The organism is Miniphocaeibacter massiliensis, from assembly GCF_900232905.1.
Taxonomy (GTDB): Bacteria; Bacillota; Clostridia; order Tissierellales; family Peptoniphilaceae; genus Miniphocaeibacter; species Miniphocaeibacter massiliensis.
Window position 1 is genome coordinate 160,459 of record NZ_OCTQ01000002.1, and the last position, 12,945, is coordinate 173,403.

The 12,945-nt window shown below is 26.9% G+C and carries 11 protein-coding genes; 6 read left to right on the plus strand and 5 right to left on the minus strand.

Annotation, left to right across the window (positions count from 1 at the left end; genetic code table 11):
- Positions 1–92 precede the first annotated feature (92 nt).
- Positions 93–2,807, plus strand: coding sequence for a magnesium-translocating P-type ATPase (gene mgtA, locus CS899_RS04825; protein WP_207204745.1), 2,715 nt, complete (start codon positions 93–95; stop codon positions 2,805–2,807).
- A gap of 155 nt (positions 2,808–2,962) precedes the next feature.
- Here mgtA and CS899_RS04830 read toward each other — a convergent pair whose 3' ends face one another.
- Together CS899_RS04830 and CS899_RS10935 are read right to left on the minus strand one after the other, a co-directional pair.
- Positions 2,963–3,598: an SPL family radical SAM protein gene (locus CS899_RS04830; RefSeq protein ID WP_207204746.1), complete on the minus strand. Its 636-nt coding sequence runs from the start codon at positions 3,596–3,598 to the stop codon at positions 2,963–2,965.
- Between the two features lie 14 nt (positions 3,599–3,612).
- Complete coding sequence (locus CS899_RS10935; RefSeq protein WP_207204757.1) at positions 3,613–3,843, minus strand: radical SAM family protein; 231 nt, start codon at positions 3,841–3,843, stop codon at positions 3,613–3,615.
- Positions 3,844–3,985: 142 nt separating this feature from the next.
- Here CS899_RS10935 and CS899_RS04835 point away from each other — a divergent pair, with 142 nt between their 5' ends.
- The 5 genes from CS899_RS04835 to CS899_RS04855 all read left to right on the plus strand — a co-directional run bounded on the left by CS899_RS04835 (position 3,986) and on the right by CS899_RS04855 (position 8,580).
- Positions 3,986–4,192, plus strand: a complete 207-nt coding sequence (locus CS899_RS04835; RefSeq protein ID WP_100065040.1) for a helix-turn-helix transcriptional regulator — start codon at positions 3,986–3,988, stop codon at positions 4,190–4,192.
- Between the two features lie 9 nt (positions 4,193–4,201).
- Positions 4,202–4,660, plus strand: a complete 459-nt coding sequence (locus CS899_RS04840; RefSeq protein WP_100065041.1) for a hypothetical protein — start codon at positions 4,202–4,204, stop codon at positions 4,658–4,660.
- 213 nt (positions 4,661–4,873) lie between these two features.
- Positions 4,874–6,565 (plus strand): ABC transporter ATP-binding protein, encoded by a 1,692-nt coding sequence (locus CS899_RS04845; protein ID WP_277985530.1) that lies wholly within the window; start codon positions 4,874–4,876, stop codon positions 6,563–6,565.
- Complete coding sequence (locus CS899_RS04850) at positions 6,558–8,345, plus strand: ABC transporter ATP-binding protein (RefSeq protein ID WP_100065043.1); 1,788 nt, start codon at positions 6,558–6,560, stop codon at positions 8,343–8,345. The genes CS899_RS04845 and CS899_RS04850 overlap by 8 nt, the downstream gene beginning before the upstream one ends.
- A 49-nt stretch (positions 8,346–8,394) precedes the next feature.
- Entirely contained in the window at positions 8,395–8,580 is a 186-nt protein-coding gene (locus CS899_RS04855; protein ID WP_100065044.1) for a DUF4177 domain-containing protein, read from the plus strand.
- Between the two features lie 74 nt (positions 8,581–8,654).
- On the opposite strand, the gene CS899_RS04860 is transcribed toward CS899_RS04855, so the two are convergent.
- From CS899_RS04860 to CS899_RS04870, 3 genes are all read right to left on the minus strand, one after another.
- Positions 8,655–10,217, minus strand: a complete 1,563-nt coding sequence (locus CS899_RS04860) for a putative ABC exporter domain-containing protein (RefSeq protein ID WP_100065045.1) — start codon at positions 10,215–10,217, stop codon at positions 8,655–8,657.
- Positions 10,218–10,219: 2 nt separating this feature from the next.
- Positions 10,220–10,909 (minus strand): ABC transporter ATP-binding protein, encoded by a 690-nt coding sequence (locus CS899_RS04865; protein ID WP_100065046.1) that lies wholly within the window; start codon positions 10,907–10,909, stop codon positions 10,220–10,222.
- A 416-nt stretch (positions 10,910–11,325) separates the two neighbouring features.
- Entirely contained in the window at positions 11,326–12,945 is a 1,620-nt protein-coding gene (locus CS899_RS04870; RefSeq protein WP_100065047.1) for a sulfatase family protein, read from the minus strand.

Below are 12,945 nucleotides of genomic sequence, written 5' to 3' on the forward strand. Positions count from 1 at the left end.
TTTATCAATAAACTTAATTTAGAATTGGTCAACTTTTAATATTTCCTATATAATGATTGAGTAGAAAATATAAACGGATGGAGGTGTTTAAAATGATTTTAAACAAAGGTAAGAAAACAAATGCTGCTAATAAAAAAGAAATTGAAAAAAATCTACACATCGCAGCAATGCAGGAAGAAAGCTTAATTATCTCTAGATTAAAAACTACTAGCACAGGACTTGATCAAGAACAAGTTTTAATAAACCGTGAAGTTTATGGAGATAATAAAGTTACTGAGCGAAAAAAAGATTCTACTTTAAAAAGATTATTTGATTCTTTTGTAAATCCTTTTAGTGGAATTTTGTTTTTCTTAGCTATAATCTCAATTTACACAGATATTATTTCCCCTGATCCTGAGGATAAAAATGCAATATCTGTAATTATAATTACATCTATGATTATAATTAGTGGGATGCTTAGATTTGTTCAAGAAATTCGCTCTGGAAATGCAGCAGATAGTTTACTAAACCTTATAAAAACAAAATGTACAGTTCAACGAGATGGTAATCAAGAAGAAATATTACTAGAAGACTTAGTCGTTGGAGATATTGTACATTTATCTGCAGGAGATATGATTCCTGCTGACATAAGACTAATTCATACAAAAGACTTGTTTATTAGTCAATCATCACTAACTGGAGAAAATGAGCCCGTCGAAAAGACTTCCAAAAAAGCTGAAAATGAAGAATCTTTAACTAATTATACTAGTTTAGCTTTTATGGGAAGTAATGTAATAAGTGGCTCTGCTTTTGGACTGGTAGTGGCTACTGGTGATAATACTCTATTTGGAATGATGGCTAAAGACATTCAAAAAGAACCTGTTGTTACAACATTTGAAAAAGGTGTTAACTCAGTTTCTTGGGTATTAATTCGTTTTATGTTAATAATGGTTCCAATAGTTTTTTTAATTAATGGTTTTACTAAAGGTGACTGGATACATGCTTTCACATTTGCTATTTCAATAGGAGTTGGACTTACTCCTGAAATGTTGCCTATGATTGTAACAACTTGCTTAGCTAAAGGTGCTGTTGCAATGTCAAAAGAAAAAACTATTGTAAAGAATCTAAATTCTATTCAAAATTTTGGTTCAATTGATATATTATGCACTGATAAAACAGGTACTATTACTCAAGATAAAGTAATTCTTGAATATCATTTAGATATTGAGGGAAAAGAAAATACTAGAGTTTTAAAACATGCCTTTTTAAACAGTCATTTCCAAACGGGATTAAAAAACTTAATGGACATTGCAATAATAGAATCTACTGAAGATGAAAAAGAAAAAGAAACTTCCCTACAAGACTTGGATAAAAAATATAGAAAAGTAGATGAAGTACCTTTTGATTTTAATAGAAGAAGAATGAGTGTTGTAGTTGAAGATTCTAATGGTAAAAGACAAATGATAACAAAGGGAGCTATTGAAGAAATGCTTTCTATTTGTGATTTTGTAGAATATCATGGAGAAGTAATCGAACTTACAGAAGAAGTCAAAGAAACTGTATTAAAAACTGTTATCGACCTTAATGGTGACGGCATGAGAGTTTTAGGAATTGCTCAAAAAACTAACCCTGCACCTATTGGTGAATTTTCAGTAGATGACGAAAAAAACATGGTTTTAATAGGATATTTAGCATTTTTAGATCCACCTAAAGAATCTACTAAAGAAGCTATTGAAGTATTAGCTGAATATGGAGTAAATGTTAAAATTCTTACTGGTGACAATGAACATGTAACAAGATCAATTTGTAAAATGGTAGGTCTAGAAGTTAATAGTTTACTAACTGGTTCAGATATTGAAAAAATGTCTGAAAAAGAATTGAAAAAAGCTGTTGAAACCACTTCTGTATTTGCAAAAGTTTCACCTTCTCAAAAAGCACAAATAGTAGAGCTTTTAAGGGAAAATGGTCATTCCGTTGGATTTATGGGAGATGGAATTAATGATGCTGCTGCTATGAAAGCATCTGATGTAGGAATCTCTGTAGATACAGCTGTAGATATTGCCAAAGAATCTGCTGATGTAATTCTACTTGAAAAAGATTTGATGGTACTTGAAAAAGGAATAATTGAAGGTAGAAAAACCTATGCTAATATGGTTAAATATATCAAAATGACAGCAAGTTCAAACTTTGGTAACGTGTTTGCTGTTTTAATAGCAAGTGCTTTTATACCATATAATCCAATGACAAGCATACAATTAATCTTTCTTAATCTAATATATGATATATCTTGTACTGCAATACCTTGGGATAATGTTGATAAAGAATTTATAAAAGAACCTAAACAGTGGGATGCCTCTGGAATAGTAAGCTTCATGTTATGGTTAGGACCTACTAGTTCAATATTTGATATTTTAACTTATGTTGTTTCTTATTTTTTAATATGTCCTATATTTGTACCTGGTGCAGAAGGAAGACTATTTAACGCTATACCATTATCTGAAGAATCTGTAAGAGATACCTATGCTATGATGGCACAAGCTATTTGGTTTGTTGAATCTATGTGGACTCAATCATTAGTTATTCATATGATAAGAACTCCAAAAATACCATTTATTCAAAGTCATGCATCATTCTCTGTTACTTCATTATCATTAGCAGGAATAATAATTGCAACAATGATACCATTTACAATTTTTGGTGAAATGATAGATTTATATCCTTTCCCATTACAATATTTTGTAGTTTTATTAGCGACTGTTGCTCTATATATGATATTAACAACTATTGTTAAAGATAAATATATAAAACGATATGGTAAATTACTCTAAAAAAAGCTGGAATTAAATTCCAGCTTTTTTTATTATATTAATATATTTGTTTCATATACAGTAACTTTTTATTACTTAATATTATATTCAAAATTACTATCAATATCCCTTATCAGACTTTTATTTATAATTTTTTAATAAACATACAATCACTTTTAAAATAATGATAACTGCTTATTTTCTTTCTTATATTCACTTATAATATCCTTCATATTATATAAAATATTATGTTTATTACACTCTTTCACAAAAATATTTGCTAATTCTTTAGTTCTTAATGCATTATGCATATATGCTGTTGATGGGTATTTTTCATATTTTTCTAATACATTCGGAAATTTTTCTTTCAATTTTTTATAATAATATTCTTTTTGAATATCCCTTAATGTTACTCCAAACTTAGGGTAAATAAATTTTACTTTGCATTCTTTTGCTTTTCTAACAATATTAACTATATTTTCTTCACTATCTGTTATAAAAGGTAACATTGGTGTCATTAAAATTCCAGTGTATATACCATTTTTCGATAATTTTTTAATAGTATCAAATCTTTCTGAAAAAACGCTAACAAAAGGTTCTATCTTCTTTGAAATATTGTCATCATATGTTGTAATAGTCATTTTTACAATACAACTTTGCTTATTAGTAATATTTTTAAAAATATCAATATCTCTAGAAACCAAACTACTCTTAGTTTCCAAAGACACTCCAAAATTGTATCTTTCTAAAAGCTTTAATGCTTTTCTAGTAACTTCCAATTTATTTTCAAATTTATTGTAACTATCTGACATAGCTCCTATTCCTACTACACCTTTTTTCTCTTACTTCTTAATTCTTTTTCTAAAATTTCTATACAGTTCTTTTTTACTCTTACCTTATCAAAGTTTTCAATGCGATATTTTTCACTTCTGCTATCACAGTATATACAACCATGGTTACATCCTCTATACAAATTCATATTATAGTCAATTCCAAACCAGTTTTCTCCATATTTACCTGCTGAACTAAGTATTGATTTAGCTTCTATAGTTTCCACAATATCACCAATTCCAAATTTAATTATCGCTAGTATAACATATTTTTTATTAATTTTTATAATTTTAGGTAAAGAAAACTTTACATATCAAAAATATAGTAGTATAGTTAAGTAAAGATATCTTTACTTAAGAGGTTGTAAAATGAATGTACATAATAGAATTAAGCTAATTCGTGAAGAAAGAGAAATTCCACAAAAAGATATGGCTGCTGCTTTAGGAGTTTCTAGACAAACTATGACTGCGATTGAAAATATGAAATATAATCCTAGTCTTGAACTTACTTTAAAAATATCAAAGTTTTTTTCTTTACCTGTGGAGGAAATCTTTGAATTAATTGAGGAGGGTTAATTAAAAACTATGATATACAAAATATGTTTATTTATATTTTTTTCATTTGGTATATTTATGTTCTACAGCGTTGGTAATTTAATTTATACTTTATTTAAAGTTAGCAAAAAAGAGTATGACGAACTTCAAAGAAAAACAATTCTAGACAGTTTGGCTTGTAGTATGCTATTGATATTATTATTACACTTAATACAATTTATTGTTGGTTCTGTCATTGGAACTTACTATCCTGTAATAACACCTGTTATTAAGAATTTCAAAATAAACTACCTTTCTTGGAATGAAGGATTTTTATCAATTAACAGCTTCTTTTTTGACTGTACAATTATAAGTATCTCTTATATAGTGTCTAAATACAAAAATGGATTAATAAGCAAAAAACAATTTCTAACTCCTATTTTTATTATTTTTACAGTTATTTTTATAATTATTTTAACTATGTTAACTTCAAGTATTTATAATGCATAATAAATATTTACAATTATTTTGACTTTTTTTATACTTTTTGATATATTACCTTCTATCAATGCTATTTGTTTGCTAGTTTCTTTAAATATTAAATAGCTAAAATACTTTTAAACTAGAGACAGTTTTTTCTGTCTCTTTTTTTATACATATTCTCAGAAAGACGGTGATATTATCAAATTACTATCAAAATATTTAAAAAGAAATAAACTCTCTATTTTTCTTTGTTTTATAGGTGCTTTTGGATTTGTTGTTACAGAAATAGGAATTCCAAAATTATTTGCAGATGGAATTAGTGCTAGGTTTATGAATGGAGACACTAAATATATTATTATTTTGGCCTTGAAAATGTTCACTTGTGCAATAATAGGAATTATTTTATTAATCTTACTAGCATATATTTCAAATAAAATGACTTCAAGAATAGTAAAAGATATGAGAAATGATTTGTTTTCACATATCCAAACTTTTTCAAGAGAAGAATATGAAAAACATAATATTTCAAGATTAATAACCAATATAGTTAATGACTGTTATATTATTATGCAATTTTTAATTATGATAATAAGAACTGGTTTTGTAGCTCCACTAATGTTTGGATTTAGCTTCTTTTTTATATTTAGAGAAAGTCCTAAAATATCTTTTTTTACAATAGCTACAATTCCATTATTACTAGTAGGTGTATTTTTTGTAAATAAAATAACTCGTATACTTTCTAGTAAGCAACAAAAAAAACTAGATAATATTAATCAAAATATGAGAGAATCTTTAACTGGACTTAGAGTTATTAGAGCATTTAATAGGGAACAATTTCAATTTAATAGATTTGAAAATCTTAATAATGACTACGCAAGTTATTCTAAAAAGTTATTTCAAAAAGTTGCCTTAATATCCCCTATATTTACTATTATTTTTTCTATTTTAATGATTACAGTTGTTTATTTAGGTGCTGACTATGTAGATAAAGGAATCTTAGAAATAGGTTCTATGTCAGCTTTTATAGAATATGTATTTCATGCATTGTTTTCTTTTTTAGTTTTAGCAAATGTACTTGTTATGTATCCTAGGTTCTCCGTTGCTATTAATAGAATATATGAAGTTATTAATACTTCTCCTACTATTTATACTAAAGAAAAAAATGATTTAAAAATTACTAATGGAAAAATAGAATTTAAAGATGTAAGTTTTTCATATGCTGATAGTTCTAAAGAACATGTTATTGAAAATATAACTTTATCAATTAATCCTGGTGAAACCATTGCTTTTATTGGTAGTACAGGAAGTGGTAAATCTACTTTAATAAGATTAATACCTAGGATTTTTGATGTTTCAAAGGGAAATATTTTAATAGATAACCACGATATTAGAGATTATAGTTTAGACGAATTAAGAAGTAACATCGGATTTGTTCCTCAAAAAGCAGTTTTATTTTCTGGAACTATAAAAGAAAATTTATTATTTGGAAATAGAAATGCCACTATGGAAGATTTAGAAAAAGCATCCTATATTGCACAAGCTAAAGAATTTATAGAAAGTAAAGAAAATAAATTTGATGAAATTTTATCTGAAGGTGGAACAAATCTATCAGGTGGACAAAAACAAAGACTGTGTATAGCTAGAGCTTTAATAAGAAAAGTGCCTATATACATTTTCGATGACATTTTTTCAGCCCTTGATTATAAAACAGATGCAACTTTAAGAAGAAGATTAAAAGAAGAAATAAAAAATTCTACATTTCTAATAGTAGCTCAAAGAGTTGCTACTATAATGGATGCAGACAAAATATTTGTTTTAAATAATGGAAAAATCGAAGGTTGTGGAACCCATAAAGAGCTTTTAAAATATAGTAAAGTTTATAGAGAAATCGCTGAATCTCAGCTGTCTAAGGAGGAGTTGAATTATGAATAGTTTTAAAAGACTTTTTTCATATATAAAACCTTATAAATTTAGATTTAGTATATCTATGTTTTTCTCAATACTTTATACTTTTACACGTTCAAGTCAACCATTTTTAATAGGTCTTGCTATTTCACAAGTTGCTAAAGACATCGGAAATGACAATCCTATAAATTTAAATTATATATTTTTCATTGTAGTTTTATTAGCTATTACTAGTATTTTAGATACTATTGGAGATTATTTTTCAAATTATATTTTATCTGATGTTGTTCAAAAAAGTATGAGAGATATAAGAAATGAAATTAATATTAAAATTAATCTACTTCCTGTTTCATATTTTGACAAACATAAACAAGGTGATTTATTAAATAGAATTACGACTGATGTTGACGTTGTAAGCAACGCAATGCAACAGGGGGCTTTAAAAATATTAACTTCAATACTAATACTTCTTTTTAGTATAGTGTTTATGTTTATACGTTCTCCTTTTTTTGCCCTTATTGCCTGTGTAATATTTCCAATTTGCTTTTTAATATACAAATTTTTATATAAGAAAAGCCAACCACTATTTAATGAATTACAAGACTCTCTTGGTGATTTGAATGCTTATACAACAGAACATCTTTCAGCTTATGAAGTAATACAACTATTTGGACAAGAAGAAATAGTAATTAACGATTTTAAAAAAATTAATAAAAGAATAGAAGTCGGTGGATTTAAATCTAACTTTATGGCTAGTATTACAAATCCTATACTAAATCATATTGTTCATTTAGCATATATTGGATTATTTATAGTTATTGCTATGACTATTTTAAATAAACCTCTCTATATTGGTGGATTTTTACTTGCCTCAAGCATCGACGTTGGTGGACTTCAGTCTTTTATACAATATGTTTGGCAAGCAAGTAGCCCTATCCAAGATATAACTCAACTATCAAATGTGTTTCAAGCTGCTGTTGCTTCTTGGAAAAGAGTCATAGACTTCTTAGATGAAAAAGAAGAAATTTTTGAAGATTTACCTGTTCCTATGAATTTAGAAAGTGCAAAAGGTAATGTTAATTTCAATCATATAGCTTTTGGATATTCAGAAAATAAACTTTTAATGAAAGATGTAAGTATAAATGTAAAAAGTGGTCAAAAAATAGCTGTAGTAGGCGCTACTGGTGCTGGTAAAACTACTCTAATTAATTTATTAATGAGATTTTATGACTTAAATGGTGGTTCTATTACAATTGATGGAGTTGACATGAATAAATTTACCAAAAGTCAATCTCGTTCATTATTTGGATTAGTTTTACAAGATCCTTGGTTATATCATGATACAATAGCAAACAATATTCGTTTTGGTAATTTAGATGCTACTGATGAAGAAATTGTTGAAGCAGCAAAAATAGCAAATGTAGACCATTATATAAACACATTGCCTCAAGGATATAATACTATTTTAAACGAAGAATCCTCTAACATCTCTCAAGGACAAAAACAGTTAATAACAATAGCTAGAGCACTTGTAAAAAATCCTAAAATTTTAATATTAGATGAAGCAACCAGCTCTGTAGATACAAGACTTGAAGTTCTAATACAAAAAGCTATGGAAAATGCAATGAAAAATAGGACTAGTTTTGTAATAGCTCATAGACTTTCTACTATAAGGGATGCCAATTTAATACTAGTTATGAGTAATGGTTCTATCGTAGAACAAGGAACTCATGAAGAATTATTATCGACAAATGGAACCTACAAAGAATTATATGAAAGTCAATTCTCTACTGGTGTTGTAGAATAATTTTATTAATTATATAATTTGTTTAATAAAACAACTTAAGGAGAAAATAATGAAAGAATATAAATTTGTAGAAGTCGAATTTACTGGATTAGTTAAATCAACACTATATGCTCATAGAGAAATTATAGAAGAGTATGCTAAAAAAGGTTACACATACATTAATGCTATACCAACAGAACTTGTTGGATATGGTTCCATTAAAAAAATGGATTTAGTTTTTGAAATAGAAAAATAAATAATTTATAAAAAAACAAGCTAGATAGTCTAACTTGTTTTTTTATATTTAAATTTGATTTTTAACTAGCTTCATTAATCACTAATTAACTCTTTACCATTTAACATATTTTTACATATAAATAGGATTAAGAAAGATATTAAGAAATTCATTACTAAAGGAACATAAGTTATTAAGTTCATAATATTTATTCCTGCTTTCATAGTAGGTAGAATCATTACTACTATAACTACCACTGAAGGTATAAAACAAATAGCTATTATTAGCATTCTCAATAAACCTTCTAAAACTTGATTTGATCTACTTTTAAATATTTTTAAGGCTAAAACCGTACTACTTGTAGTCAAAAATGCAAAACCTAAGAAAGTAATAGCATAAAAAATAATATTATAAATATTTTCTTTCAATATTATTCCAGAAATAACTACTGCTAAAATAGAAGAAACTCCTGTTTTTACAATTACTGGTAGTATAATTGCTATAAGTTTTTTTAGTGGTGAATCTGGTATTAAATATATCATATAATTTTCAAATTCTTTTTTTAACCCCTGATTTTGTGGAGACACAAATAAATATAATACCAACATATACACTACCATCCCAAATGACCCTGAAAAAGCTCCTATCGCAACATATGCAACTATTATAATAATATCTTGAAAAGAAACTAGTTGATGTGTTTTTTTGAGCTCTAAGATAGTTCTTGAAAGTAATGCCCATGCTCCTTTTAAAAATTTAGAATTTTTTAGATTTTTCTTTTTAACTTTTGTAGATGTTGAATTATCTCCAGCTTTAATTCTTTTTCTATATTCACTAAATTCTACTGCATCTGACAATGCTTTTTCTTGATAATTTCCTTTGAAATTTGTAAATAAAAAGTAAATTATTAACGATATAATTGCTAACAACAACAACCCTAATGCTGTAAAAATGTAGTTTTGTTCAATAAAGGATACCATTGCAAGTTTTCCCCAACCAAATATTGGAACAAAATAAAACATTTCACTCATTATAAAATATTTAAATGCTTCATTAAAATCCATACTATTTTGTATGATTTGTATAACAAATGGTATAGCTATGGCTACTACAAATAATCCCCCAACTATTTTTGAAATATTTTTAAATTTAGAATAACAAATTTGTATTATATATAAATAATCTATTAATAACATAAAACAAAAATTTATCATAAAAACCACTAAAAATGTAATACCTAACATTAATGGTGCAAATTTAATATTTGAAAATGACATAATTCCTAAAAATAAAGATAATAGGCCATAAAGTACACTAAATAAAGCTATATTAGCCATTAAATACTTCATTTGTTGCTTTTTACTAAATGGTCCTGAGAATAAATAAAAAGCATCATTATCATAAAAAAGTGCTTTTCTTGAAGATAGCAATGTGAACATCATCATTAAAGCAGTAAATCCAAGTATTATCATTATTGTATTTTGCACATCAAAATTTGCAGTATTCGCTATTGTATCTTTAAAAAATAAAGTACTTACAAAACTTACACCATAAAATAATACAATAAACACTGTAAATATAGCACTTGATGGTTTTCTGAATAAATTTCTAATTATACCTTTTTGTTTATTAAACCATAATTTTTGTAAAGCTGTCATAATTATTCTCCATCTGTATAAGTGAAAAATATATCTTTTAATGTATTTTCACCTAGTTCTTCTCTTCTTACATAATGAACTACTTTACCATGATGTAATATGTATGCTTCATCCCATTCATGTAACATGTCTATAATATGTGTACTCATTAAAATTGCACAGCCATCTTCTCTAAGCTTGTGTAATATTTTAAAAGTATCTTCTATACTCGCAGGATCAAGACCTATCATGGGCTCATCTACTAGTAAGGCTTTAGGCTGTATCATTAAAGATAACACCATACTTAGTTTTTGTTTCATACCCTTGCTAAGCTCTTTTGCCAAAGACTTTCTCTTTTTTACTAATTTAAATAGTTTAATATATTCATCTGCTATATCTTTATAATTATCAATCTTATAAGCACTTCCAATAAAATCAATATGCTCATCTACTGTTAATAAGTCAAATAATACAGGTACTTCTGGAATATATCCAAAGTTTTTCTTTGCTTCTAATGTATCATTCTTATAACCACAAATTTCTATATTTCCATCAAATTCTAATAAATTTGCTATAGATTTAATAATCGTAGATTTTCCTGCTCCATTAGGTCCCAATAGTACAGTTATTTTCCCTGGTAAAGCTTCCATACTCACATTATCCACAGCTTTGAATTTGCCATATTTTTTTGTAACTTTTTCTAAATTAATCATTCAATACCTCCTTATTAATATATTAACATATTAATACAATCTTTCAAATATTTTTTGTTAATATACTTAATTACTTTGGTAATAACTATAATAAATAATATTTATTATTATCTGGAAGTTTGTCTCTTCCTTATTTTAAAATTGAATAAAAAAAGTAAAAAACTACGATAATTGTAGTTTCTTACTTTTTAAAATTTCTTACATACTTACACTTTTCATAAAAATTTGTTATATCATTTTTCATTTTTATAAACTGCCTAATTCTTATAAATAAGACAACAAACACAATATATATAAACTATAAACGTTCTCTTATTAATAAGAATTGTACGATTTAATGTTTAAATACCCTTTGTAGAAATTTTGTTTTATTCATTTTTTCTAATTACCTTTTTTGAAAAAAACTTCTAAATCCCTTAATCTTTTGAATCTAAATAAGGTTTTATATAATCGGAATAGTCTTTCATCCAACTTATACTATTCCATTCTCCAGTAGGATTGTTTCTATCATTTTTTTGTTTTTCACCTAGAGAGGAACGGCCATTTTTGATATGCTCTTCTAATTTAGACATTAATTCTTTTACCACTTCTGGATATTCATTTATAACATTATTTAACTCTCTTGCATCTTCTTTTATTTTAAACAGTTCACAAGGGCCATAATAAAATAATTTTGCTCTTAAATCAGATCCACCATCTTCTACCATATTTAATTTCCACTCAGATGTACGTATAGAAAATCCTCCATTTGCAGAACTACTAATTAAACTATCTCTTACTTCTGTATTTTCTCCATTCCATATAGATAAATTTGAAAATGAGTCTTCTGCTGTTTTATCATCCAATTTTACTCCTAATAATTCTGCGAATGTAGCAAAAAAATCAGTATGACAAATCATTTGCTTTGCTATGCTTCCCTTTTTTATTAGTTTTGGATAACAGACAATTGTAGGTTCTCTATGCCCACCTTCCCATATATCCATTTTATGACCACGATAAATTCCGCTAGGATTATGGCCTAATTTTTTTAATTTAGGGAAATCCGCTATACCTGAAGCACCATTATCACTAGTAAATACAAAAACCGTATCTTCAAAAATACCTTTGTTTTTTAGAGTAGATATAATTTCTCCAATATATCTGTCCAGTTGTAATACAATATCTCCATAAGAACCTATTTTTGAGCTACCAAAGGCATTTTTATCTGGAAGAATAGGTCCATGAATTAAATGACATGGATAATATATAAAAAATGGATCTTCTGATTCTGAATAATCATTTATTAAATCTAATACTTTTTCTTGCATTATATTTGGGCATTCATCATGTTTGTATTTATCACCTATCACACCTAACTGCCAATAATGAGGCTGTTTTGCAGTTTTTCTATCTAAATTGGGTATGCCAGTTACCTTATATGGAATTTCTGTAGCTTTATCGTTCTCTATATACACAAAAGGTGGTTGATCCAGAGAAGCCGCAGTACCATAAAAATAATCGAATCCATATTGGTTAGGACCAAACTTAATTTTTTTGCTATAATCAATATCTATTCCTTCTACTGTGTAGGTATTATAAGTAGGATCAAAAATATTGTCTCTTCCGAATAAATATTTTTTATCTATATTGTCTGGATAATTTTCAGGTATCAATTCATAAGCATCAAAATCCGGATATTCCTTATACACCCAATCCATTCCTAAATGCCATTTTCCAACAGCTGCTGTATTATATCCTTCATCCTTAAAAAGATGTGCTATAGTCTTTCTATCATGTTCAATAAGTGTTTGAGAATCTCCTTTTAACAACGACGATTTTAAAGATGAACGCCAGTTATATCTTCCTGTTAACAATCCATACCTAGAAGGTGTGCAAAGACTACTTGAAGAATGAGAATTTTCAAATCTCATTCCCTCTTTTGCTAAAGAGTCAATATTTTCTGTTTTTATTTTTCCATCTTGATTAAAACAAGATACATCTCCTATTCCTAAATCATCAATTAACATTAAAATAACATTAGGTTTCTTTTTTTCCAT